We start from the raw sequence: 26,170 nt of genomic DNA, 5'->3' as shown, positions 1-26,170 counted from the left end.
CTGAGATCTCTACCGAACCCGGAACGGTTCACCTTGCCCGGTGCGTCGGTGACCGACGTGACTTGGCCGCCCAGCGCTTGAGCCGAGGCAGCGGTTCGAAGTCGGGCTGACATTGGGCTCTGTCCACGCGGTGGCCCAAGGCCTTGCCGCGCCGCCGCGACCGTGTCTGTCCGCGGGCTGATTGGTGATGCCGAGGCCCAGCTGTCAGGGCGTCAGTGGGCGCTATTTGCAGGGACGGTGGTTGCCTGGGGCTCCGACTGATCGGATTTCAGGTGGGAACGGTACGCAAAATGCCCATATGAAGTTTGCCTTGGCTTTGCTTGCGGCTAGCGACAAGTTTGCCTGCAAAGAGGTCGATCGGATGGGGAAGACTTGACGCGTACGCAACAAAGATAAAATCTGAACCATGTTCAACTTTGCGATCCATTGACCTTCTGTGGGTGTGTGCGCAGCACTGCGTCCTTGGGAAATTGGCCATAGCTCCGCTGGTCAGGTGGCTGCGAGAGGGGCTTCGGAAGGTTTTCTGGGCCCCGGTGGGGAACTGGTGTCTGCGGCGAGATAGATCTTTCCTTCCTGATCCCATGGGGATCCCTTGAAGGAGATGTGATGGTTTCTTGGTTTGAGGGCGGGCCGCCTGGCCCGTTCAGACCTGTCTCGCTTGCGGCGAGCAGACGTCTGCGGCGCATAGCCGGGGCTGTTTCCCTGGTGCTGGCGGTTGAGACGGCCCTGGTGGTGGAGTCCACTGGGCAGGCGGTGGCGCTGGCACAGCAAGCACCCACCGCAACCTCGGCGGCCACGGTCGACGGCCCGGCACAGGCCAAGGACGAGGCGTCAGCAGTGCTGATGGCCCGGCTGCAGGACCGGAAGATCGAGGTGCTTTCGGCGCGGACGTCGGATTCGACGACGTGGGCACTGCCGAGTGGTGAGCTGCAGACCGCGGCGTACGCCGGGCCTATCCGGGTCAAGCAGGACGGTAGGTGGCAGGACATTGACACGTCGCTGTCCGACACCGGCGCGTCCTTGACCCCGCAGGCGGCGGCCGCGGACATCGCGGTCTCTGACGGCGGTGACACGGCCCTGGCGTCGGTGGCCAAGGGGGACAAGTCCTTCGGCCTGGGTTGGCAGGACAAGCTCCCCACCCCGCAGGTGAAGGACGACACCGCCTCTTACGATCTGGGCGCCGGTCAGACGCTGACGGTGACCGCGCTGCCGCAGGGCTTCTCGCAGAATGTGGTCTTGGATCAGCAGCCGGATGGCCCGGTCTCCTATCGGATCCCGCTGGACCTGGACGGGCTGAAGCTGTCGCAGGCCGACTCCGGGCACCTGCTGCTGAAGGACTCCGACGGGAAGCTGGTGGCCGAGGCGCCGGCCCCGATGATGTGGGACTCCACCAAGAACGAGGTCTCCGGCGAGCCGGAGCACCAGGCCCGCGTCGCCACGAAGATCGAAACCGGCGGCGACGGCCAGCAGACCCTGGTCTTGACGCCCGCGGCGGACTTCCTGGCCACCGCGACGTACCCGGTGACGGTCGACCCCACCTCCACGCTGGCCGAGACCACCGACACCTGGATCCAGACCCCGGACTACACCGACTCGCAGGTCTCCTCCACGGAGCTGAAGTCGGGTACCTACGACGCCGGCGGCCACATCGCCCGCTCGTACCTGATGTTTGATGTGGCGAAGTTCAAGGGCAAGCACATCACCGACACCAACCTCGCCCTGTACTCGTACTACGCCTCGACCTGCTCCACCACGGGAGCCGGAACCCAGGTCCGCCGGATCACGAGCAGCTGGTCGTCTTCGACCGTGACGTGGGGCGCTCAGCCGTCGACTACGACCACGGGCGCGGTGACCAACAAGGCTGCGCTGGGCTGGAGCTCTTCCTGCCCGGCCGGCACGATGAACTTCGACATCGACGCTATCGTGCAGGCATGGGCCGACGGCTCGGCCAACTACGGCCTCCAGGTCCGTGGCGCTGACGAGTCCGACACGTTGACCTGGCGGCGTTTCCGCTCGGCGAACTACAACTCCGGCGTCGACGGAGCCACCGAGCCGCACCTGACGGTCACCTACAACTCCTACGCCACCACCGCGTCGGCCGCGATCCAGCCGAGCGTGGTCAATGCCTACAACGGCAGCCGGTATGTCACCTCGCTGACCCCGACCCTGTCGGCGAAGGTCACCGACGCTGACGGGTCCACCGTTAAGGGCCAGTTCGAGATCACTCCGAACCCGACCAACGCGGACACCACCTACACCTACACCGGGTACGGCACGACGGTGGCCTCGGGCTCGACCTCCACGCTGGCGATCCCGTCCGCCTCCGCGTTCCCCGCCGGAACGCACCTGCGCTACCGGGTGCGGGCATATGACGGCACCGACTACGGCACCTGGTCCGGTTACACCAACTTCGTGCTGAACACCGCCCTGCCGGCGGCGCCCACCGTGCTGTGCGACACCTACGGCAAGGACACCTGGACGGCCAAGGCCCCCGGGGCGGTGACCTGCACTCTGGACACCACTGCCACCGACGGTCAGGGCTTCAAGTGGGGCCTGGACGAGCCGTCCCTGCCCAAGCGCGTGGACGACACCACTGACGGCACCGGCGGCGACCCGCTGACCGTGTCCATCAGCCCTGCTGACGGCTGGCACACCCTGTACGCGCAGACCATCGACTCCGGTGGCAACCTCTCCACCACGGTCACGAAGTACAGCTTCGGTGTCGGGGCCGACGGCGCCGCGCTGCTCACGCCTGGCGACGGCGACTCCAGCGCCCGCCGGGTCAGCCTGACCTCCAAGGGCAAGACCAGCTACACCGGCGTGACCTACCAGTACCGGCGCGGTGAGACCGACACCTGGCACGACGTGCCCGTCGGTGATGTCACCGTGACCACGGGTGGCTCTGTTAATGCCTGGCCGCTGCAGGTCACAGGTGGCGCCCCGGCCGGTCTGACGTGGAACGTGACGTCGTCACTGACGCAGGATGGGCCGATCGACATCCGCGCGGCTTTCACCGATGGCACCACCACTGGCTACAGCCAGTCCGTCACGGTCACCGTGGACCGCAACGCCGGCACCGCCCCGAGCCAGGACATCGGCCCGGGCTCGGTGAACACCCTCACCGGTGACTTCACGCTCTCGGCCAGCGACGCATCCGGCTTTGGCCTGTCCGCCTCGCGTACCGCCTCCTCGCGGCGCCCGAACGCCGGTGCCAGCACCGAGGGGCAGGTAGCGATCTACGGCCCCCAGTGGACCTCCGGTACCACCGCGGAGCTGACCGATTCCGGCTGGGCCAACGTCCACAAGACGTCGACCACCTCGGTGGCCCTCGCCGACGTCGACGGATTCGACACCGGCTTCACCGCCACCACCTCCGGCGGTTGGAAGCCCGAGCCGGGCTCTGAGGACCTGACGCTGACCAGCAAGGACAACACCGGCAAGGCCAGCAACGACCTGACTAAGGCCCAGGACTTCACCCTGAAGGACACCGAGGGAACCACGACCACGTTCACGCGGGTCGACCCCTCGACCTCCACCTGGGTGGTCTCCAGCACCTACCTGCCGACCGACAACTCCACCACCAAGGTGGTCTCCGAGAAGGTCCTCTCCGGCAGCGTCACCCTTGCCCGTCCGAAGTACCTGATCGCCCCGACCACGGCCGTCTCCGCCGCCACGTGCGAGACCACATCCTCGACCAAGGGCTGCCGGATGCTGGAGTTCGTCTACGCGACCTCCACCACCGCCACCGCCTCGGCGCTGGGCGACTACACCGGCCGCGTCAAGCAGATCAGGCAGTGGGCCACCGACCCCGGAGCGGCCGCCGCGACGGCCACGGTCGTCACGCAGTACGCCTACGACGACTCCGGCCGGCTGCGCGAGGAGTGGGACCCGCGGATAACCCCTGCGCTGAAGACCGCCTACACCTACGACAGCGCGGGACGCGTCACCACGCTTACCCCGCCCGGCGAACTGCCCTGGAACCTGGCCTACAAGGGCGGCATCGGTGAGGACAGCGGCAAGCTGTGGTCCGCGTCCCGGCCGAACCTGAAGGCGGGCAGCAAGTCCGAGACCGACGGCACCACCGCGACCACCAGCGTGGTCTACGATGTGCCGCTGTCCGGTGACAAGGCCCCGAACCAGATGGGCACCTCCGACGTGGCCGCCTGGGGCCAGACGGATGTCCCGGCCGATGCCACGGCCGTCTTCCCCGTCGACTCCGTCCCCGTCTCGAACACCGGCTCGGACCTGGCCGCGGCGGACTACAAGCGGGCAATCGTCACGTACACCGACGCCTCCGGCCGCCAGGTCAACACCGCCACCCCCGGCGGGCACATCACCACCACCGAGTACGACCAGTTCGGAAACACCGTCCGCGAGTTGACCGCCGGCAACCGTGAACTGGCCCTGGCAACTGGCGGCGCCCTGCTCGAGGAACTGACCGGCCTGGGCATCGACGGGCTGAGTCCGGCCGAGCGCGCCGAGCAGCTGTCCACTCGCTCGGTGTACTCCACCGACGGCCAGCGCGAGACCGACGAGTACGGCCCGCTGCACCAGGTCACCCTGACCACGGCGCTGAAGGCCGGTACCGGCGGGACTGACCTGCCGGCCGGTACTGTCTGGCCCGCTCGCTCGCACACGGTGAACACCTACGACGAGGGCCGCCCCACCGACGGCACCGCCACCGTTACCAACCAGGTCACCACTGTGAAGACCAGCGCGTTCGTGGACGGCTACCCTTCCGACGGCGACGTGCGCACGGCCAAGACCGAGTACGACTGGGTCAAGGGCCTGCCCACCAAGCAGATCACCGACCCCAGCGGGCTCGCACTCACCACGACCACCGCGTATGACGCACAGGGCCGGGTGATCAAGACCAGCCTGCCCAAGTCCAACGGCACCGACGCTGGCACCACGGTGACCACCTACTGGTCCGCCACTGGCACCGGTGCCTGCAACGGCCGTCCCGAATGGGCCGACCAGGTCTGCTCAGTCGGCCCGGCGGGCGCCGTCACCGGCGGCGGCAGCAACCCCAGTCAGCTGCCTACCAAGACCGTCGAGTTCGACCGGTGGGGCAACGCCGCCAAGGTGACCGAGACCGCCAACGGCTCGACCCGCACCTCCACCTCGACCTACGACGGGGCCGGCCGGGTCAAGACCGTCAGCATCACCGGTGGCGCAGGCACCGCGGTACCGGACACCACCACCACGTACGACCCGGACAGCGGCGACGTGGCCACCGTGACCGCGGGCGGCCAGACCATCAGTCACAGCTACGACCGGCTCGGACGGGAGATCTCCTACAGCGACGGCGCCGGCAACACCACCACCAGCGCGTATGACGCGCTGGGGCGGGTGGTGCAGACCACCGACTCCGCCCCGTCGACCACCACCTACACCTACGACACCGCCAAGGACCCCCGCGGCCTGGAAACCTCCCGCACCGACTCGGTCGCCGGAACCTTCTCGGCGACCTACGACGCGGACGGCGACCTGACCACCCAGGCCCTGCCCGGCGGCTACACCCTCACCCTCGGTCAGGACGAGACCGGCCAGGAGACCTCCCGGGTCTACACCCGCGACAGCGACGGGCTCGTGGTCGCCTCCGACACCGCCAACCACTCCGTCCAGCACCAAATCGTTGGCCAGACCGGATCGAACGGCCAGACCCGCGACCGCACCTACACCTACGACCAGGCCGGCCGTTTGACCCGCGCCGACGACACCGCGCCCGACGGGTCCTGCACCCGACGGGACTACACCTTCGACAACAACACCAACCGCACCGCCCTCGCCGTCGCCACCAGCGACGTCGACGCGGCCTGCACCTCCACCGGCGCGACGACCACGTCCAACACATACGACAGCGCTGACCGGCTCACCACCGCCGGCACTGTCTACGACGCGTTCGGCCGCACCACCACCCAGGCATCCGGCGCCACCATCGGCTACTACACCAACGACCTGGTCCGAAACCAGACCTCCGGCACCAGCCGGCAGACCTGGACCCTGGATGCGGCCGGCCGCCTCGCTGCATGGACCACCGAAACCAACACCAGCGGCACCTGGACCCTGACCGGATCCAAGACCAACCACTACGGCGGCGATGGCGACAGCCCCGACTGGACCCAGGAAGCCGCAGGCAGCCTGAGCCGCAACGTCCAGGGCATCAGCGCAGACCTCGACGCCACCACCAGCGCAACCGGAGACACCGTCCTTCAGCTGACCGACATCCACGGCGACACCACCGTCCAGCTCCCCCTGGACACCGCACAGCCGCCGGTCGCCCTGGCCTACGACGAATACGGCAACCCCGAAGACGGCACAGCCGCCATCCGCTACGGATGGCTCGGTAGCAAGCAACGCTCTAGCGAAACCGTCACCGGTGCCACCCTCATGGGCGTCCGGCTCTACGACTCGACTACCGGCCGCTTCCTGTCCATCGATCCCGTGGCCGGTGGTAACGCCAACGCCTACGAATACTGCAGCGGCGACCCCATCAATCGGTACGACCTCGACGGCCGGTACGGGTGGTACAAGCGTGCTCGCGGCTGGTGGGGACGGACAAGCCGCAATCCCAACTACCGGCACTACTACTACGGCCTTCGTGCCGGTACATCACTGATCAATCCGGCGAAAAAAATCAGGTACGGTTACCGCTTCTTCAAGCGTCCGCGCCGGGTCGGTAAGATGTGCGTCCGCAGCTGGAGGAATGGGTTCGGATGTGCTGCCAGCTTCTGGGGGGTCACCTCGGCCTACCGCAATGGACGGAAATACTGGAACAACTATTCGTACCTGAAGGAGTACAACAGGGCTTTGACCTACACCTCCAAGGACAACATATGCAGGAAGTACACCGGATATCGAGGTCACGGTAGCTGTACGTGACAGATCTGCTGGGGACAACGGAAGCGCTGTCACTAGCGGAAGGCTGGGGAACCAGGTGGATGAAACTTACTCGGTCCTGTGGCGTTTGCTCAAGGGAGCGGGAAGAATGATGGCCGCCATCCTCGACTGGATCAATTTGCGCGACGGATTCCGTGGGCTCGGAAAAGGTTCGAGCAGACGGCAGCGCAAGGATAGGAAGTAGCCGAGTTGATCTGAGTCGCCTTATGACGGCCCGTCGCCCCCCGGGCGGCGGGCCGTTGGTTCTCTCCTGTGGATCCAGGGAGTGGTAGGTGGTGTGGTGGGGGGTCGGGTGTGAGCTGGGGTTTCGATGGTTGATTGAGAATGGGTTTTTGGTGGGATGCAGGGGGGCCTGGGTTTGAAGTTCCCCCTTGGAGCTGGACAGCCTGATACTGGGACGACAGGTCCCGGAGGAAGCAGTTCCAGGTAGTGAGCAAGAAGAGCAATACGAGTAAGCGGTACACGGCCGAGTTCAAGCGGGATGCGGTCGCGCTGGTGTATTCGTCCGGTGACCGAGGTGGCCCGGGAGATCGGGGTCAGCCCGGAGGGTCTGCGGAACTGGGTGAATCAGGACAAGACGAACCGGGGGCAGGGGCCTGCGGGTGCTCTGACCAGTGACGAGAGGGAAGAGCTGCGGCGGGAGAACCGGGAAGAGCAGCAGACCATCGAGGTCCTGAAAAAAGCCGCGGCCTTCTTCGCGCGGGAGTCGACGAAGTAGCCCTGCGCTACGCGTTCATCGATGCGGAGAAGGCCACCGAGGCGAACCCCGGTGGTCACAGCGTGGCCCTGATGTGCAGGGTCCTGGGAGTGTCCCGCTCGGGCTACTACGCATACCTTGCTTCCCGGGAAGCGGCCGGGGAGCGGGCCCGCCGGGAGGACGAGCTGGTTGCCAAGATCAGGCACATCCACGCCGGATCCCGCCGGGCTTACGGGGCGCCCAGGGTGACAGCGGCCCTGCGCAAGAAGGGCCGGAGGGTCAACCGCAATCGGATCGAACGGCTGATGCGGGAGCACGGCATCGAGGGTGTCACCCGTCGCAAGCGCCGTGGTCTGACCCGCCCGGACCGTAAAGCCGGCCCGTCGCCGGACCTGGTCGGGCGGGATTTCACCGCGGCTGAGCCCGGCACGAAGCTGGTGTCCGACATCACCTATCTGCCTACGCTGGCGGGATGGTGGTATCTCGCCACGGTCATCGACCTGGCCACCCGCGAGGTCGTCGGATATGCGATGGCGGACCACCACCGGGTCGGCCTTGTCACCGACGCCCTGCGGATGGCTGCCGGACCAGGTGATCTGCGAGAGGGCTGCATCGCGCATTCGGACCGCGGAACGGAGTACACCTCCCACGAATACCGCACCCTGATACGGGAGTTTGGGCTGCGGCACAATATGGGCAGAACGGGCTCATGTTGCGATAACGCCGCAGCTGAGAGCTTTTTCGGGCTGCTGAAAGCGGAGATCGGGACCACCATCTGGGCGTCCCATGAAGAGGCTCGCGCCGATGTCTTCCGCTTCATCGAGGTCGAGTACAACAAGCACCCGCCTGCGGAAACACCCCGTCTACGGCTACGTCACCCCGCTCGAAACCAGGGCACTGACAACACAAAACCTCACCCCCGCAGCGTGACCACACGCTGTCCACGTGCAGGGGGGAACTTCAGTCTGCGGTTGCGGCCTGCCGGGTCTGGGTTCGTCTGCCGTTGGGCCGCTCGCGTTTGGCGCCTGGCCTTGCTGTGGTTGTGGGGCATGCGGTCGTGTCGGGCGGGGTGCGGGGCTGGTCGCTGTAAGGGGCTTGCCGGCGGGGTGGCTTGTGTGGTGATGGATGCCGGCGGTTGGGGTGGCGGGGTGGTCCCCGGATGGTGTGGGTTGGTGTCGTTCGCACCTCTGGCACTGTGGCGGTCGGGGTGGCAGCGGGTGGGGCCGGTCCCGTCGTGCGGTACGCCGTCCGTGATTGTTTTCCGGGGTAGGGGAGGCCGGCGGGCTGGGCCGTAGCGGGAGGTGATTGCTGTGATGCCGTGGCGGGGTGGGCATGACGATGAAGGGCATCTCCGCCGCGGGCTACTCCTACTACCGGCGTGACATCGCCACCTGCGATGGGGCGTGCGGTGGTGGGGTGGCGGTGTCCTCGAGCACGCCCGGGGTGCCGGCGGGGCGGTGGCATGGGCGGGGCGCGGCGGTGCTGGGGCTTGCCGGTGAGGTGAGCGAGCCGCAGATGCGGGCGTTGTTCGGGCTGGGGATGCACCCGGACGCCGAGGCGATCCTGACGCGCGAAACACGGGCCGGCGCGTCGAAGAAGCGGGCATGGGATGCGGCGAAGCTGGGCCCTGCGCTACCGGAGCTTGCCGAAGGGACCCCGCTGGACCGTCAGATCGAGCAGGTGCTGCAGCACGAGAGTGAGCAGTTGTGCCGGCCGCTGACCGGGGCCGAAACGAAGAACCTGAAGATGCAGGTTGCAGCGCAGGCGTTCCGCGCCGAGTACCGGCGGGCGCCGGATGACGGGAAGGAACTCGCCCGGTTCCTGGCCTCTCGCACCGGAAAGCAGCGCCAGGCGCGTACCGGGTATGACCTGACGTTTTCCAGCGAGGAGTTGTCGCTGCTGTTCGCGCTGGGCGACGAGCAGGTGCGTCAGGTCGTGCTGGAGGTGCTGTCGCAGGCCAGGACCGAGACGGTCGCGTGGATCGAGGACCATGCGCTGGCGGTGCGGAGAGGGACCGGCGGGAAGGCGCAGCTGCAGGCCAGGCCCGGTGTGCTGGCGACGGTGTATCTGCACTACGAGTCCCGGGCTGGGGACCCGATGCTGCACGAGCATGTCGTGATCAGCCCGCGCGTCCAGGGCCCGGACGGGAAGTGGCAGAACCTCGATGCACGCCTGCTGTACCGGGAGATCGTTTCGACGTCGGAGCTGTTCAACCAGCGGGCCCTGGAACTGATCTGTGAGCGGTTGGAGTTGCGGACCGGGCCGGTGGAAGTGACGGCCGGGCAGCGCCCGGTGATGCAGGTGATGGGTATCGATGTGTGGCTGCGGCAGCTGTTCTCCCAGCGCGGGAGCGCGATACGGGAGGTGGTTGAGGAACTGGAGGCGGACTACCGGCACCGTCATGGCCGGCAGCCCGGTCTGGCTGCCCGCAAGGGGCTGCAGGAGCGGGCGAGGGCCTCTACGAAACAGGCCAAGCGAACGGCGCGGTCGCTGGACGATCTGCTGGCCGGCTGGCGGCGGCGGGCGATCGCGGCCACGGACCAGGCGACGGTGGACGGCGTTGTGCGGGCGGCGCAGGCCGCCGCCCGCACCGCCGGTGAGGCAGCTACTGCGCGTGGCGCCGGTGGGGCGGCCACCGGGATGGCTGCCGACCTGGAAGGGGCTTCCGGCGCCGCTGGTGAACATGCTCCCAGTACGGGGGCGGAGGTCGTAGGGGCGGGTGGTGACGGTGTGGTGGAGGTGGATGTGGTGGGGGCGGCGGCGGTGGTGCTCGCGGAAGTGTCCGCGTACCGCACGACGTTCCGTCGTCGGCATGTGCTGGCGGAGGCCCGCCGGTATCTCATGCGGACGCTGGCGGGGGCGACCGCGCCGCCTGGTGTCGCCGATGCGATCGCCGACCGGGCGCTGGCCGGAGCGGAGTGTGTGGAGTTGACTCCGTCCGATCTTCACCCTGGGCTGCCGGAGCTGACCCGCGCGGACGGCGAGAGCGCCTACCAGGGGATCGGGTCGCGGACCTACACCACCGCCTCGCTGCTGGCGGCCGAAGAGCGGCTGGTGGCCGCAGCCGGCAGGGGTGTGGTGGCGCCGGTCGGCCGGGATGCTTTCGCCCGGGTGGCCGAGGAGCACGGTGGCGGGCTGGATGCCGGGCAGCGTGAGCTGGCCGCGGCTTTCGCGACCTCGGACAGGCTGCTGCTGGCGGGTATCGGGCCGGCCGGGTCGGGGAAGACCAGCGCGATGCGGCTGCTGGCTCGCGCGGTGGACGCGACGGGCGGCCGGCTGGTCCCGCTGGCGCCTTCCGCCCGTGCCGCCGCCGTATTGGGCACCGACCTTGGGCGGTCTGCGCACACCCTGCACTCGTGGCTGCGCGGGCGTGAGCTGGCCGCCCAGGGCCACCTGGCCGGTGAGGGGTTCGGTCTGCAGCCGGGTGATGTGGTCGTGGTCGACGAGGCCGGGGCGGCCGGTACCCGCCTGCTGGACCGGGTCCTGGCCGATGCGGCCACGGCTGGGGCGGTGGTGCGGCTGCTGGGCGACCCCCGCCAGTTGTCCGCGGTCGAGTCCGGCGGCGCGCTGCGCCTGATCGCCTCGTGCGGGGGAGTGATCGAACTGGACCGCCTGCACCGCTTCCGCACCGACGGTGAGGCCGACGCGTCGCTGGTCTTACGGGACGACGACCGCCCGGAGCAGGTGTTCGCCTGGTACCGGGAGCGGGGCCGGATCACCGCCGGCACCCCCGGCGTGATGCAGCAGGCCGTGCTCGACGCGTGGGCCAAAGACACCGTGGCCGGGCGCAGCACGGTGATGACGGCCGCCGACACCGCCACCGTTTCCGCGCTCAACGCCCGGGCGCAGGTCTGGCATCTTTCCCGCGGCACTGTTACGGCCGGACCCGCAGCCGTCCTGCGCGGGGGGCTGCGCGCGCATGCCGGCGACATCATCGTCACGCGCCGCAACGAACGCCGCCGGATCGTGCGTGGCGCCCGCGATTTCGTGAAGAACGGCGACACCTGGACCGTCCAGGCCGTCGAGTCCGACGGTGCCCTGATTGTCCGTCACACGATCCATCGCGGCTGTCTGCGGCTGCCGGCCGGCTACGTGGCCGCGTACTGCGAGCTCGGCTACGCCTCCACCATCCACCGTGCCCAGGGCATGACCGTCGACACCTCCCACGCCCTGGCCACGCCCGCCTCGGCTCGTGAGGGTGTCTACGTCCAGCTGACTCGCGGCCGGCACACGAACCGTCTCTACCTGGCCCTGGATTATGACGGGCAGGACGTTGCGGGGGTGCTGGAGACGATCGCGGCCCGGCGCGGCACGCAGGTGTCGGCGACCGAGACCACCACCGAACTGCAGCAGCGGGCCATCGACCCGGCCACGCTGGCCGCGCAGTATGCGGATGCCGCAGCCCAGGCCACCACCGCTCGCCTGACGGCCGTGCTGGAGCAGGCCCTGGGCGCGGACGGGGCCGCCGTGGTCCTGGCCGCGGACACCTTCCCCGCCGTGACCCGCGCGCTGCTCGATGCCGAACGCGCCGGATCCGACCTGCCCGGCCTGCTCGCGCAGGTCATCACACCCGGCCCGAGCACCACCGGCGACGGCCCGGACAGCACCGACGACGGCCCGAACACCACCAACGACGGGCCGGACGTCACCGATGACGTCCGGGACTCCACGGAGGATGGTGGAAGCTCTGCGGGCGGCGCGGGCCTCGCCGGGCGCCTGCTTCGCCTGGCGCGTGCCGCGCGGGCCGGGCAGGCGGGTGTGACGGGTCCGGCCGGGCAGGCTCCAGCCGCCACTTCGGCGGCCCCAGTGGCCGTTTCCGCCTCCTCGGCTGCGGCTGGGCTGGCCGTGGTGCCGTCGTACCGGCTGCACGCGCTCATGGCCAGGGCCGCATCTTTGCGTGCGGCCGCTCACAGTGAACTGCAGGCCGCCGAAGCCGCCGCCGGCATGCTGCCGGTCCCGGTCACCACCGGCAGCGGCCGTACCCATGCGGCCTGGCCGCACCGTCCCTACGGTCCGCTGACCCGCACCGAACTGGACACCCACCTGGCTGCTGTCCGCGCTGTCTGCCGGGATGCCGAACGCAGCGGCACCCCCTTGTCGCCAGCTGCTTCGAACACCGTTGCCGCGCTGACCGCCGAGGACGCCCTGCGCTGCGCCCTGCCCTCGCGGGAGGCGGCGCGCGAGGACTGGCAACGTGAGCGCACCCCGCACCTGTCGCAGTCCTCGCTGGCCGCGATACGCCGCCACCACAGCGTCCGCGTTTTCGACACCGATCAGCGGCTGCGGCACGCCCGGACCGTTCTTGCCGGGGCCGATGCGCTCAGCGACGCCTTCCATGCCGAACTCCGCCGCCGCGTGGGGCTGCCGGGCCGGCGCGCGCAGCGGCCCTGGCACCCGGCCGACGTGCCTGACTGGGTCGCCGACCGCACCGCGCAGGACCATCCCGGCACCCCTGGCCACTGGCGCCGCCACCTGGCCGAACGCCACCGCATCCTGACCTGGGCCCTGGTCCAACGCGGCCGCACCCTGGCCGGTTCGCCGCCTACCTGGGCCGAGCCGCTGGGGCCGCCCCCGCCGGCCGACGCGCCCGAACGCCGTACGGCCTGGGCGCTGACCTGCGCCCTGACCGAGCTGTGGCGTATCCGCCACGCCCTCACCACCGTTCCCGGTCTCGGCCCCCGCCCCGACGACCCGGTTGAGGCCGCGGCCTGGGACGCCATGACCGCCCGCATCCGCGCTCTGGCCCCCGCCCGGCTTCCTGCCCGCACCCAGGCCCCCGGCGTGCCGGCCCCGGCGCTGCTGGCCGCCCCCAGCACCCGCTCTGCCAGACCACCCGCCGCTGCCGTCCCGACCCCGCTGCCCCCACCGCCGATCCCGCCACTGAAGCTTCCTGCGCCGCCGCCCAAAGTCGCGGCCCCGGTCGTGCCGCCACCACCGCCTGAACCGCCCCTCAGCCTGCCGCCCGGCCCCGCTCCGACCCAGCCCCCGCGCCTCACCCAGCCGCCACCTGCCCCGGGCGGCGGTGACGGCCTGACCGCCCCCTACCCCCCTCGCGCCGCCCATGCCGCCCAGGCTGTCCAGGCGGCCGTGTTGGCGCGTCGTGCCCTGACCGCCGCTCTCACCGGCGGGCCCGCTCCGGAACCCTGGATCGAGACCATCACCGCCCCCGGCCGTGACCACGCCGGCGAACAGCACGCCTACACCCGTCTCATCACGGCCATCGCGGACTACCGGCGGCGCCGCGACCACGCCGGCCCGGACGTCCTCGGCCCCCGCCCCACCGGCGATGACGGCCGGGAATGGGACCACCTCACCGACGCCCTCGACCGCTACACCCAATCCCGCATCCAAGCCCGCCTGGACGCCGTGCGGCAGCGCGGCACCGCCGCCCGCGCTGGTCTTGCCCCACCGCACCAGCCCGCCCCCACGACCCGGCCACAGCGGCAACCGGCCCGGCCACCTGGCCCGTCGGCGCCCGACACCCGCCCGCCCCCGGGGCAACGCGCATGACCCGCCCCCAACCAGCCGCAAGGACTCGACAGCAACAGAAACCGACTACCGGGAGGCAACCGTGACCCAGACCGCGAAACCATCGCTGTCTCAGCGCCGCGCCACCGTGCGCCATCTCGCCGACCAAGGGATGAGCGCCCGCGCCATTGGCGCACACCTCGGCATCAGCAAGGACACCGTGCGCCGCGACCTCGCCGCCACCGCGCAGTCCGGCGCGCGCCAGGACGAGCCACGCCAGCCATGCCCATTGCTAGGCGCTGCGCCACCGGGCGGATGGCTCACCATTGCCGTCGATGACGACCTCCACGACCACCTGGCCGTACTGCTCGCTGGCGGACACACCGTCACCGACGCGATCCGGCGCAGCACCGAACTCCTGGCCGACGCCTACCGCACTGCCTGGGACTATGCCGACCTCCCGCGTGGTGTACGCCCCGATGTCATCTGCCGCCCCGTCATCCCTGCCACTACCTGACCGGCCACCAGGGGTGCCCCGTCCGAGCCGTAGAGCCCGACCGCGATACGCGCCGATGGCTCTGTCACCGTGGAGGGGGCCTGCGCCGGGAGGCGGATGCCAAGGACACCCCCAACCCGTCCCTGTCCGGCTTCGGACGCGTCCCTTGCCCAGGTCCTGGCGCGTGGCGGTGCGCCGGACGTGCTCCCGGGTCAGGCAGCTGATGCGCCACGAGCATGGTGCGCCGCAGCCCCGTCAGGTGCGCTCTCACGTGCGCGGCGGAACCGGGCCGCCCTCTGTCAGGTCACCGGTTGCCGGGCCAGGAGATGTCGTGGTGTCCGTCGGGTGTGATGGTGATGCGGAACTGGTCCAGGGTGGGGGATCCGTCGTGGCGCCAGCGTGCGAGGCGGTCTTCGACGGCGTCCCAGATGCGGTCGGGGCCGCTTTGGCGGACCCGCCAGCCGTGCTGGTCGTGGCGGAGCAGGGCCCAGGTTCCGGTGGCGGTATCGAGGAACAGCTGGCCCAGGTTGCCGAGATCGAGGCGTTGCGCGGCGGGTGCCGCGGTCTGGGCGACGAACCGGGCCGCCCAGTCGTCCAAGGCGTCGGGGCCGGTGGTGGTGTCGCGTTCGGTGCCGGCGTCGAGATCGGGGAGCATCCCCAGGGGTGGGGGCTGGTGGGGGCGGGCGAGCATGAAGGAGACCTGCCCGCCCAGGAGTCGTCCGGTTGCGGTGCCGTCGTCATGGACGGTCAGGCGCGCCAGTTCGCTGGAGTGCATCCAGCCGGACAAGGTGGCCAGGATCTGGCCGCCGGGGCGAGTCTGGGCGATCCAATGCTCCGGGATGGTGAGCACGCCGCAGGTGGCGATGATCCGGTCGTAGGGGGCGCCGTCCTTGTGTCCGGCCAGACCGTCGCCGGTGATCAGGTCGGGGACATGGCCGAGGGTGGCCAGCGTGGTAGCGGCCGCGGCCGCCACCGCCGGGTCTATCTCGATGGAGGTGACCAGGTGATCGCCGAGGCGGTGGCACAGCAGGGCAGCGGAGTAGCCGGTGCCGGTGCCGATTTCCAGCACCCGCATGCAGTCTTCGACCTCGAGGCCTTCCAGCATCCGCACCACCAGGCCGGGGGCGGTGCTGGAACTGGTCGGCTGGCGCAGGATCCGGCCGTGGATGTCGCCGGGCACGATCGTCCCGGCGATCTGGGTGACCAGCGAGGTGTCGCTGTAGCAGCCGGGCAGCCAATCTTTGTCGTCGGGCATGACCGGCTCCCAGGCGGTGGGGGCCGACCCGGGCACCTGGCGGAAGAAGCCGCTGCGCAGGAACTCGTGCCGCCCGGTGACCGCGACAGCCTCCCGCCACTGCGGCGAGCGCGCACTGCCGTCGGCCGTGAGGTGGTCCAGTAACTGCCGGCGCAGGTCCTGCTCGTTCACGAAGTCTTCCCTTCCAGTAGATCGTCCATGACCACCACCAACCGAGCTGCAGGCACCAGGTGCCGTGCGGCCGAACCCGCCTGACATCTCCCCGGCACAGCCACAACCGCACCCGACGGCGGCGGCACCTCCAGCCCTGGAGCCCCGGGCCGCCTGCCGCTGCCCACAACAGGCCGCCTCGATGCCGGCCCTACGGGTCCGTCGCTCCGTCATCCCACCCCCACACCTCTGCGGGGCTGCCGCTGCAGTCCACGACGAACGGGGACACGTAGCTCGCCGGTTCCGGGCCCTGGACTGAGCCGTGGCCCGCGGGCATGACCTGTGGTTCGGGCACGATGGCTGACTGCGGTGTGGCCGTGGCGCAGGCGTGGCAGGTGTCGGCCAGACGCCACCGGCGGCCTCCCGCGCAGCGCGCCAGCACCAGCTGGACCAGGCCGTCACAACCACGGTGCCGTGGGTGCCAGCGGCAGCCGTTCTGGCCGCACTGGCACGTCCGCAGGTGCGGCGCGAGCGGCGCCGCACGGACGTGCGCCACCAGGTGTGCCACGACCGCGCCACGCACCGGCTCCGCCTCCGGCAGGTCACCGAGCCGGCCGCATTCCTCGCATGTCATGACCACCCCCGCACCCATGGGCCGGACCTCCACCGTCCACGCCCGCCGCAGCGGACTCGGGCTCGTGTCACGCCGCATAAGCTCCCGCCCCTCCCCAGATGCCGGGTCGCGGGCCTCCAGTGGGCTTCCGGGCGCGGAGGCCGGCGGCACGCAATCTCGCGCCCCTCCCGGACCCCGCTCCCGCACCCCAGCGTGCGCGCCGCCGCTGAGGTGACAGCGGCCCGGGCCGTCGCCGCAACACACGGATGCCACCGAATCGGCGACCGAGTCCGCATTCGTCCGTGGCACACCCACCGGCGGCGCGCAGGTCAGGCCGGACGGACGGCAGCGGGGCTCCGGTCGGAAGCCGAAGAACATCAAGGAACACGGTGTCTTCCAAGGTCGTGGATTAGATGGGCCCGCCACGCGCGCCGGGTGATGATCCGGGGAGGCTCGCCAGTGCGCGCGGCGGGATCACGGCCCGCCTGGTACGAGCCGTGCGCCCCCGTCGGGGCGGGGCGTCCTCCCCGACGAACGGGGAGGAACCACGGGGTCGGCGCCGTGGCGTGGTCGCTGCGGCACTCCGATTTGCCGCTTGGATGCTGCGCCGTGTGCCGGTCGCGATGTCGAGCCTGTCGTGGCACCGCCGACGTTCGCGCACCACCCGCCGGCCTCCCGCACCCGCAGCTGAAGGGGCACGCGGGACGCCTCATCGCCTAGACGGTCCCAGCTGCTGCCTCGGCGGGACGCCGACCGTCACCATCACGACGAGTTGGCCGCGCTCCGGCTCGAACGCCACATGGAACGGGAGCTGCTCGCCAGCCTCAACGGTCACTGCAGAGAACCACCTTCGACATCGACGCGAGGAACGGGAGGGGAACCGGCCCGGCAGTGCGACGGGGGACTCCGCCGGCCGGGGCTTCACAGGGCGGGCTGCCGGGCGATAGTCGCCCACACGGTCTTGCCGACCGGATCGCGGTCACGGACCCCAAAGTCGGCTGCGGCCGCCCGTACGAGCATCAGCCCCCGCCCGCTCTCGGCCTCGCTCGACGCGATCACAGGGCGGGGATGCTGGCGGCTAGGGTCGGACACCTCCAGCAGCAACTGGGCGCCATCGTTCGATACATGGACGTGCACCAGGTGCCGGGTGTCGCAGTGCCGGATCGCGTTGGTGACCAGCTCGCTGGTGATCAGCACCGCGATGTCCATCGCACTCTCGGGGACATCCCAGCCGGCGAGAACTCGCCCCACCTGTCTGCGGGCGATGTACACCGTCTTGGGAAACGGCGTGAACCACATCTGCCACCGCTGCGAGGTCCCGTGCGTCGTCATCACGGCTCCGCTCCCCCTTCAAGGGGCACCATCGCCCCGGTCGGGTTTTCCAAGAGGTCAGCGCCGACCTGACGTCGTGTCGGACACTGACTGTAGGAAAGCGGTCCGTCACGGCCGCCGCCATCTCCGATGCAGGCAGCGCATGCGGATATGCACCCATCGCATACGAGGCGGGTAGATGCTGAGCGTCGGTACGTAGCGTGGGAGGGGAACGCATGGACGGGGCCGGCAACAAGCAGGTCCGGGACGCCGCACGAGGCGGCGACTACGGCCGCGTCATCAAGCTGACTCGCAAGGCTTTAGGCCTGACCCAGCGCCAGCTCGGGGAAGCCTGCGGCCTGTCTCAGTCGGCCATGTCACGCCTCGAAGACCGCGGCGTCGGCACCTACAACATGAGCCTCCTGGCGAGCGCGGCCAGCCACCTCGGCATCCCTCCGAACCTGGTCGGTCTCGCCGACTACGACCGGAACGGGAACAGCACGGTGGAACGCCGAGAATTCCTCGCCGGCGTCGCCGCAGTTGCAGCGACGCCAGCCATAGCCCACATCCCGGCCCGCCCCGAATGGGACAGCGGCCAGGCAGCCGCCCTACGTGTCGCCACAACCGCCTTCCGCCGCCTGGACGCCACCGTCGGCTCACGCGACCTCGCCGACGCCGCACAAGCCCACCTGCGCCTCATCCAGCGCGTCGCCTCCCAGGCCCCGGACGCCTCCCACAGGGCCCGCATGGCCGCCGTCGGCTCCGAAGCCGCCTCCCTGGTCGGCTGGCTCGCCTGGGACATGGCCGACCACGGCTCCGCCCGCACCTGGTACGGCTCGGCCATCAAGGCCGCCCGCACCGCCGGGGACTCCCTGCTCGGCGCCTACCAGACCGGCAGCCTCGCCCAATTCGAGGTGGAAGCGGGCAACACCGCCGAGGGCTTGCGCCTGATCGCCCGAGCGCGCCGCCAGCTCGGCCCCGACCTTCCGGCCATCGCTGCCGCCTGGCTCGCCTCCATTGAGGCCGTCGCCCACGCCACCGCCGGCGACGATCGCGCCACCGAGCGCGCCCTGCGCTCCTGTGAGCAGCACACCGCGCGCGTGCCGCGCGAGGACCCGCCGCCGTGGCCGTGGGTTTTCTCCTTCGACGAGCGGAAGGTGGCTTCCTGCCGCGTCGTGTGCGGGGCGCGCCTCGGCCGGTCCCGCTGGGTCCTGTCCTCGCAGGAGATCACCACCGCCCTGTCGTCCGGCCACGAGAAGCAGCGCGCACTTCTGACCCTCGACGTCGCCACCGGCCACCTGTCCACCGGCCGCGTCGACTCCGCGTTCGCGCTGGCGACCCGTGCCGTCCACGACGGGGTGCGGCTCAAGTCCGGGCGCGTCGTTGAGCGCGCCCGTGCCTTCCGCCGCTCCTATGCCTCGCCGACACCGCCCGGTATCGTGCGCGACTTCGACACCCTGCTGCACGACACCTACCTGTAAGGGGGAAGCCAGCATGCGCCTGGGCATCACGGGCCACCGGGGGCTGTCGCTGGCGGTCGAGGCCCAAGTCCGGGCCGAACTCGCCAAGCTGGTCGACGCCACCGCGGCGGAGGACCTGGTGGGGATCAGCTGCATCGCAGACGGCCCCGACGCCTGGTTCGCGCAGGCCGTTCTCCAGCACGGCGGCCGCCTCGAAGTGGTCATCCCTGCCGCCGAGTACCGCGAGAGCCTGCCCGACTGGCACTACCCGGTGTACGACGAGCTGATGGCCCGCGCCGCCGACGTCCACCACACCGGGATGCGCGAGTCCACCTCGCAGGCTCACCAGGCGGGCAGCGAGATCGTCGTGGGGCTCGCCGACCAGCTGATCGCCGTGTGGGACGGGCAGCCAGCCCGTGGATACGGCGGCACCGCCGACGTCGTCGCCTACGCGCGCCGTGTCGGCGTCCCCGTACAGATCGTGTGGCCCGAAGGGGCCAGCCGGGACTGATCCGAGGAGGACTTACCCACGGACCGAGCCGTTTCTCCGCGGCCGACGGCCGTCGGCCGCGGAGAACGGGGGAACAGGACAACCTTCAGTCCCTTCGCGTCCTGCTCTCGAGCCGTAAAATGGCCAGTGGGCACCTCGACACCGTTTCCAGTTGCGGCCGTTTCGGCACGACCTACGTATGCCTTTCGGCGCCACGCCAGCGGAGGGTGGCCAGACGGCGGGGGTGCTGAGGAGAAACCTGCTGTGGCTGGTGCGGCCGCTCCAGAGGACGTCGCGCAGCGCCTCGCCATTCAGCCCGGGGATCACTGCGTGCGCACGACGGACGAGTTCATGGCTGACGGCCAGCCGGTGCAACTGTCGACGTCGTGGGAGCCGACGGCCATCACGGACGGCACGCCCATTGTGCAGCCGGAGATGGGTCCCCTTGCCGGCGCGGGAGTTGTGGAGCGGATGCGGACCATCGGCGTCGCCGTCGACACCGCCGTCGAGGTGCCGGGGCCGGGGCGGGCTACGCAGGAAGAGGCCAACCTGCTGGGGATTAGCGTCGGAGACCTGCTGATGCGGATCGAGCGCACGTACTACGACGGTGACGGTCGGCCTGTGGAGACGGCCGACCTCGTAGTGCCTGACGTCCGCTGGGAGATCGCGTACGAGATCGGCATAGACCGCGGCGAGTGAATCTCGGCTGAGGTCTGCACAACGGGTTGCCCGTCGTGCCTGGGCAGGGACGCTAAGTGGTCGGCGCCGGAAGTCCTTCGGGGGTTGACTCCAAAGCCGGTGTCGTGTCCGGGGTTTGGTCAGATGTCCGGGGTGGCGAGGTAGAGGCCGCAAGCGTAGTCCAGGGCACCTTCGGGGGTGTCGGCGAAGCTGCTGGTGGGCAGGAGGGTGTCCTCGTACTTGTCGGTGTTGGCAAGGTAGAGGGCGAAGCCCCAGGTGGTGGCGGATCGGCTGTGGCGCAGGCGCATCAGTTCGATGCTGTCGCCGTAGGCCAGTTTGCCGTCCACATAGGCGGACTGGCCTCGGTGGCGGACGTGCACGGCGACCGGCTGAGTCCAGGCCGTGCGGGCACGTGCCGTGAGCTTCTGGGCGAGGGAGGACTTGGGCGAACGGCGGTGTTGCTCAGGCGGAAGCGCGCAGGGCAGCCAGGAAGCCGGAGCGGTCGAGAAGGCCAGCGTCGGTGACGGCACGGCCGAAAGTGTCGGCGAGTTCGGCCAGACGCTCACAGCCCTCTTCGCCCAGGACGCCGTAGGCGGGCAGGGCCAGGGCATCGGTGCGGTTCTCGATGTGCTGACGCAGGGCACTGCCTTCGATGCTGAGGACATCCCCGTCGAGGAGACCACGCTCGTGTAGGCGTTCCTCGGTGGCGGCCCACTGCTCCTCCGGCCAGGCGCGGCTGAGCTTGAGCGCGGCGGCGGGAACCAGGCCGCTGGCACCGTGCAGCACCAGGGCCTCCAGGGGCCCGACACCCTCGGTGAGTAGCGCCGCTATATGGCCGTCGCCACGGAACTCCCGCAACAGCGTCTGGGCGTGCCACAACTGCAGGATCGGCTCGTCCGGCCAGGGCAGGGCGGCATGAGCGGCGAACAGCGGGCGTCCCTGCGGGTGTTCGCACGCCGCCTCGGCTGCCCGCCGCGCAAGGCCGATGATTTCGTCCAGTCCCGGAAGCTCATGGATCTTGGCCCGGCGCAAGGCCTCGCCCGCGCCGGCGAGCCGGGCGGCCAACATCTGCTCGGGGGTGACCGCGTCCCAGGCGGCCGGTAGCGCCCCCCGTACGACATCCGGGCAGAAGTTGTAGAAGGTCGCGATGACCAGCTCCGCGGAGGCGCGGCCGAGAGCCGCACCACGGGAGGCGAAATATCCTGCCCTGCCCTGGAGTCCCAGTTCTGTGTACCGGTTCCTGGCCTCGGGAACGAAGTAGACCATGCCATGGAGAGGCTCAAGTCGCCGCCACGCGAATCGTGCTGCCTTCATGTGCCAGTCCTTCCAGGGATACAGAGACATGGGCGGGAGAGGGTACCAACCGGTCGGTATGGCGCAACGTAGGTCTCCGGCTGACCGGTGTCAACGGATACGACGGCGAAAACGCGCGCAGCATCGGAACAAGGATCTGAGGAACATGTGGCCGGCGAACTCGCCGTCGGCGGCAGCATCAAACTGACGCGCCTGCGCTACGGCCGATCCGCCACCACCTGGGACCTCGCCCTTTACCTCGCCAGCACCGACAAGTACGAGGACACCCTCCTGCCCACCGGCACCTTCGCCGGCACCCCCGAGGACGCCCTGGACTGTGCCTGCGGCCTCCAGCTCGCCACCCCGGACATCTGGCTGGACACCAGGCACCCGACCAACCCCGGAGTCAACCCCCGAAAAACTTCCGGAGCCGACCACTAAGCCTCCTGCGGGCCAGGTGAGTTGCAGGTACGGCCGCCTTCTCCGCACGCTCGTGCTGGCGGACGCGCCGTTGCGGCGCTGGTTACGGTCGTTCTGTTGGCAAGTGCCGCCTCAATCGATGCCTCCAGGGCGTCAGGTTCGGCGATGAGCCCCGTGCGGCGGAGATCGTTCTGGAGCAGGCATAGGACGAGGCGGCGTTTCTGCGGACCCTGTCGCAGACGACCGCATGAGCGACGGGTGTTGAGTGCGCCGGCTGGATGGGCGGTCAGTCGCGTCTTGCGGTCGAAGGGGGCGGGGTGCACGGCACCCTTGTGTGCATCGACCGTTTCGAGGGGCCCGATGGAATGCATGAGCTATTCCGCGAACCCTTGTTCGACTTGAAGGGGTCCGGAGAGTGACTTCCTCGGCTTGGTCGTCCATGTTGTGGCGTGTCTGCCATCACCGTCTGCCGTCATGCGCTCTACGAACAACTCCTTCGCTGACGATGGTTTCGCCTGGTACGGCAGCCGCAAGAATTACCGGGCGCGCCGGTCCCTGCGCACTGATGGCGCGCAGCAACATGCGCTTCAAGAGCAAGCTGGGTGCGCCGGGGATGCTGGTGTGGCTGATCACTACGGTTCAGGTCATCCCCGCCTACACCGAGAGCCCGGACATCTGGGGTGGCACCGTTCGGGCCTTTGTCGGGCCGGTGCTGGCCGCCTTGCTGTGTCATCTCGCGCTCGGCCTGGACCTGTGGCACGCCAAACCCGGGGCCGAATCCGGCAGCATCCCGGCGGTCATCGCCCGTGAACTGCGCGAGCGCCTGTTGTCGCGTCTGGGTCTGGCCGACCGCGGCCGCGACGCCGAGCAGATCACGCGGGATCGGTCCACCCGCACGGCGGTGCGTCTTGCGGCGTTGCCGAAACTTCCGCGCTGGTTGGGCTGGTTGCCAAACGTCAGGGACCGGCGGCTTGGGGCCGCCGTCGCCCGCGCCGGGGTCGGGGAGGATTCCGAGCAGTGCGAGAAGTTGCTGCATCTGCTCGCTGCCCGACGTCACGCGGGCGACCTTGCCACCATGGAGGTGCCCTCGATCTGGAAAGAGGAGCGGCGCCGGGCTTTTCCTGGGTGGAAGCCACAAGAGACGGAAGGGGCTGCCACGACGGTGGACAGGTCGGGGGAGGTCGCACACGCCTTTACCCCTTCGGTCGCCGGCGGGGCATCAGTCGACAGCCCGGGCAGCGAAGCCGGGCAGGAGCAAGAGCTGGTTCGTGGTGCGGAGTCCATGCCCGGCCCGTATCCAGCCGCCGCAGCCTCGCCCTGGACCGAGGCCGTACACGCCCGCATCCCGGTCCAGCCGGCTCCAGCGGATGCGCAGCCGGATGCAGCCGACAGGACAGATGCGCAGCCGGATGCAGACGACGACGAGGCAGATGCGCAGCTGGATGCACAGTCGCACGCCAAGGCACCCGCCCTGGATGCGGATGCGCAGGTGATGGGGGGCCGGTCCGGCCTGGACAGGGACGTACTCCTGGAGGAGGCACGCCGTCTTGACGCGGCCGTCCGCGCCGACGGCGGCCGTAACGCATCGAGGGGCGTGTCGCTGCGGCAGATGCAGACGCGGCCGCACATCGGTCAGCGTCGCGCGCAGCGCCTGCAGCGTCTGCTCAAGCAGGACCCGCAATAGCGGCGACCCACGGGTTGCAGGCTCTTGAGGCTGCTTGTCCTTCCCTGAGACCGCGGTTGAGATCTGAGTGCCTGATGGGTGGGCGTGCGTGCTGGTTTTAGGCGAAGGCGGTCTCCGCGAACGAGATCCCTCCGCGCTCGCTGTGTCCGAGGTCGAGCCGCTGCGCGTGCTGGGGTGCCTGCCGTAGGTATTGGTGGAATCCCGTGGCCCGGAACGTGAGGTTGAAGAAGTGACCTTGGATGTGCCATTGCGGGTCGGCGTGACTGTCCTGTGGGGTTGAGCGCCGAAGGTGGTCGATGTCGAGGCTCAAGGCCATCTGCTTGAAGTCGAGGTCGCCCTCGACGTCCCAGACATCGTCGAACACGAGCGTGGACGGTGCGATCCAGAAGCTGAAGTGCGTCTGCGGGGCGACTGGATGCACCCAGCGGACGATGTAGTCGATGTCCAGGAGCAGGCGCGGCAGCGAGTCGTCGGAGGCGCCCGGCTGCACGCAGAGTCCGTGGATGGTGCAGTAATGCCATCCCATTGCGTCGAAGTCGGCGTCGCTCCAGATGCTTTTCGTCAGACCGGATTCCGGGTGAGTGCCTGCGCTCATGGCGGCATCCAACCAGAACGGGCAGGTGAGGGCTCAGCTGGTTGCCTTGGAGAGCGGTCGCGGGCGGGGGCGTGTCACGGGGTGGCCGCGGGTGTGCCGGCGGACCATGGTGCCCGTCATCGCCCAGACCGGGTAGGGCTGTTTGCGGTGTCCGGTTGGGCTTCGGCTGGACGTGCGCGGGTGCGTCGGTCGCATCGCCCGAGAAGCGTGCGGCGGACGAGGTGGTCAAGGCGGCCGGCGCGGTGCTGTTCACGGTGTAGAACCGACTTGGGGGTTGCATGGTGTCTGGCGCAGCTGACCGCAGTGAAGGCGATCATGACGGAGATCGACGCGTCGGCATCAGCGGCATGGTGACGCGCTAGGGTGCAGCTCAACTCAACGGCACATCCGTTCGACAGATGTGCCGGTTACTGAGTCACCGTGTTGAGACGTCAGCGTTGTCCGCAAGCTGGCAACCTGGCTCCACGCTATACCACCCTGGGGGGGACTGACCATGACCGAAGCCCGTATTGACACTGTCGACACCGACACCGACGGGGATGACGATGCCGACCGGGAAGCTGTCGAGCACGAGCGGGAAGAGATACGGGAGTTCGTCAAGGGACTGAGCGCGGACGACATCAAGTCGGGCAGCTGGTTCACCAAGCTCAGCGCTCAGGCCTTGAGCTCCTACACCGACAAGGTCGACTGGCAGTACTTCCAGGAACGGTATGAGGGCGTACCCGCGGATGCCATCGTCGATCAGCGGATGAAGATGGCGGCTCGGTACGCCGCGCTTGAAGGCGGGCTGTCTGCCGGGGCCTATACGGCGGCCGTCGTCGCCACCCTCGGAAGCCTTGGTGGTGCCTCGCCGGCGACTGTCCCGGCCGCCGTCGCAACGATGATGGTCGATGTCGCGTTCATCACCCGGCTCCAGCTGCGCCTGGCCTACGACATCGCAGTGCTCTACCGGGTCCCGCTCGACCTGTCCGACCCCGAAGACATGTGGAAGCTCATTCGAGTGGCCTTCACGATCAAGAGTGGGGAAGCGGTCCGGGAAGGTGCGATCAAGGTGGTTCCGGCCCTCGTGCGGCCGCTGATCAAGCGCTTCTACTCCAGAGCGGTACTGGCCGCCGGGCGGGGGCTCCCCGTCGTCGGGAAGTTCCTCCTGCAACGCAATGTCATCAAGATCGGTATCCCCCTGGTCGGCGTTCCCCTTGCGGTGGTGCTGAACCGCTATACGACGCTGCTCGCGGGGCGGCACGCGCAAGCCGTCTTCCGGAACGAGGCGCGGGTGATCGAACTCGCCGAGGGCCTGAGCGAGCGGAGCCGGCACCCGCAGTTGATGCTGTGGGTCGCGTGGCTCGTCATCATGGCGGACGATAAAATCGCCGACGATGAGGCGCTGTTGATCCGGCACCTGGTCAGGGTGGTGCGGGATCACCATCAGGTGGTTGACGAACAGCTCGCTCACCTTGTTGACATCGACCCCGCCGAGGTGTGGCGGCGCATAGACGCCGAGTCGGGGGATCTGAGCGACATCCTCGATGCGGCCGACCGGGTGGCCACTGTGGACGGTGCCGTCAACGCGTCCGAGAAGGCCGTCATCTCCGAACTTCGAGATCGCTGCCTGCGCGCCTGACGCCGTCACGCGCCACCTCCCGAATGGCCAAGGCTC

General features: G+C 69.5%; 16 protein-coding genes and 1 pseudogene. 11 read left to right on the top strand and 6 right to left on the bottom strand.

From position 1 onward, the window contains the following. Nucleotides 1-705 precede the first annotated feature (705 nt). The 5 genes from ACFYYN_RS24880 (at nt 706) to ACFYYN_RS24860 (ending at nt 14,585) form a co-directional block, all read left to right on the top strand. Entirely contained in the window at nt 706-6,885 is a 6,180-nt protein-coding gene (locus ACFYYN_RS24880; RefSeq protein WP_500547555.1) for a DNRLRE domain-containing protein, read from the top strand. 526 nt (nt 6,886-7,411) lie between these two features. Further along, entirely contained in the window at nt 7,412-7,621 is a 210-nt protein-coding gene (locus ACFYYN_RS24875; protein ID WP_500547554.1) for a transposase, read from the top strand. A 2-nt stretch (nt 7,622-7,623) separates the two neighbouring features. Continuing rightward, on the top strand, nt 7,624-8,895 hold the full coding sequence (locus ACFYYN_RS24870; protein WP_500547648.1) for an IS3 family transposase: 1,272 nt from the start codon (nt 7,624-7,626) through the stop codon (nt 8,893-8,895). A gap of 37 nt (nt 8,896-8,932) precedes the next feature. Beyond that, nucleotides 8,933-14,110, top strand: coding sequence for a MobF family relaxase (gene mobF, locus ACFYYN_RS24865; protein ID WP_500547553.1), 5,178 nt, complete (start codon nt 8,933-8,935; stop codon nt 14,108-14,110). Nucleotides 14,111-14,171: 61 nt separating this feature from the next. Then, nucleotides 14,172-14,585 carry a helix-turn-helix domain-containing protein gene (locus ACFYYN_RS24860; protein WP_500547552.1) on the top strand — a complete coding sequence of 138 codons (414 nt, stop codon included), beginning with the start codon at nt 14,172-14,174 and terminating at the stop codon, nt 14,583-14,585. A 283-nt stretch (nt 14,586-14,868) separates the two neighbouring features. On the opposite strand, the gene tgmC is transcribed toward ACFYYN_RS24860, so the two are convergent. From tgmC to ACFYYN_RS24845, 3 genes are all read right to left on the bottom strand, one after another. Then, complete coding sequence (gene tgmC / locus ACFYYN_RS24855; protein WP_500547551.1) at nt 14,869-15,990, bottom strand: ATP-grasp peptide maturase system methyltransferase; 1,122 nt, start codon at nt 15,988-15,990, stop codon at nt 14,869-14,871. Between the two features lie 190 nt (nt 15,991-16,180). Next, nucleotides 16,181-16,603: a hypothetical protein gene (locus ACFYYN_RS24850; RefSeq protein ID WP_500547550.1), complete on the bottom strand. Its 423-nt coding sequence runs from the start codon at nt 16,601-16,603 to the stop codon at nt 16,181-16,183. A gap of 900 nt (nt 16,604-17,503) precedes the next feature. Further along, the gene (locus ACFYYN_RS24845) at nt 17,504-17,914 is read right to left on the bottom strand and encodes an ATP-binding protein (protein WP_500547647.1); all 411 of its coding nucleotides are present in this window, start codon (nt 17,912-17,914) and stop codon (nt 17,504-17,506) included. 215 nt (nt 17,915-18,129) lie between these two features. Between ACFYYN_RS24845 and ACFYYN_RS24840 the strand changes: the two genes are divergently transcribed. The 3 genes and pseudogenes from ACFYYN_RS24840 to ACFYYN_RS24830 form a co-directional block, all read left to right on the top strand. Then, nucleotides 18,130-19,374: a helix-turn-helix domain-containing protein gene (locus tag ACFYYN_RS24840; protein WP_500547549.1), complete on the top strand. Its 1,245-nt coding sequence runs from the start codon at nt 18,130-18,132 to the stop codon at nt 19,372-19,374. A 13-nt stretch (nt 19,375-19,387) separates the two neighbouring features. Beyond that, entirely contained in the window at nt 19,388-19,864 is a 477-nt protein-coding gene (locus tag ACFYYN_RS24835) for a hypothetical protein (protein ID WP_500547548.1), read from the top strand. Between the two features lie 252 nt (nt 19,865-20,116). Continuing rightward, a pseudogene (locus tag ACFYYN_RS24830) lies at nt 20,117-20,542 on the top strand (UTRA domain-containing protein); the annotation flags it as partial. Between the two features lie 119 nt (nt 20,543-20,661). Here ACFYYN_RS24830 and ACFYYN_RS24825 read toward each other — a convergent pair. Both ACFYYN_RS24825 and ACFYYN_RS24820 read right to left on the bottom strand, forming a co-directional pair. Next, nucleotides 20,662-20,868, bottom strand: coding sequence for a hypothetical protein (locus ACFYYN_RS24825; RefSeq protein WP_500547547.1), 207 nt, complete (start codon nt 20,866-20,868; stop codon nt 20,662-20,664). Between the two features lie 115 nt (nt 20,869-20,983). Then, complete coding sequence (locus ACFYYN_RS24820; RefSeq protein ID WP_500329737.1) at nt 20,984-21,835, bottom strand: SCO6745 family protein; 852 nt, start codon at nt 21,833-21,835, stop codon at nt 20,984-20,986. Nucleotides 21,836-21,982: 147 nt separating this feature from the next. On the opposite strand from ACFYYN_RS24820, the gene ACFYYN_RS24815 reads away from it, so the two are divergent. Both ACFYYN_RS24815 and ACFYYN_RS24810 read left to right on the top strand, forming a co-directional pair. Beyond that, nucleotides 21,983-22,255: a hypothetical protein gene (locus ACFYYN_RS24815; protein ID WP_500547546.1), complete on the top strand. Its 273-nt coding sequence runs from the start codon at nt 21,983-21,985 to the stop codon at nt 22,253-22,255. 544 nt (nt 22,256-22,799) lie between these two features. After that, the gene (locus tag ACFYYN_RS24810) at nt 22,800-23,918 is read left to right on the top strand and encodes a hypothetical protein (protein WP_500547545.1); all 1,119 of its coding nucleotides are present in this window, start codon (nt 22,800-22,802) and stop codon (nt 23,916-23,918) included. Nucleotides 23,919-24,015: 97 nt separating this feature from the next. Here ACFYYN_RS24810 and ACFYYN_RS24805 read toward each other — a convergent pair whose 3' ends face one another. Beyond that, nucleotides 24,016-24,513 (bottom strand): hypothetical protein, encoded by a 498-nt coding sequence (locus ACFYYN_RS24805; RefSeq protein ID WP_500547544.1) that lies wholly within the window; start codon nt 24,511-24,513, stop codon nt 24,016-24,018. A gap of 493 nt (nt 24,514-25,006) precedes the next feature. On the opposite strand from ACFYYN_RS24805, the gene ACFYYN_RS24800 reads away from it, so the two are divergent. Beyond that, nucleotides 25,007-26,134, top strand: a complete 1,128-nt coding sequence (locus ACFYYN_RS24800; RefSeq protein WP_500547543.1) for a hypothetical protein — start codon at nt 25,007-25,009, stop codon at nt 26,132-26,134. The last annotated feature ends 36 nt before the right edge of the window (nt 26,135-26,170 follow it).

This window comes from Streptomyces sp. NPDC001902, from assembly GCF_042891295.1.
Taxonomy (GTDB): Bacteria; Actinomycetota; Actinomycetes; order Streptomycetales; family Streptomycetaceae; genus Actinacidiphila.
The sequence above is the reverse complement of the archived record's forward strand: the minus strand, read 5'-3'. Positions and strand labels throughout refer to the sequence as shown.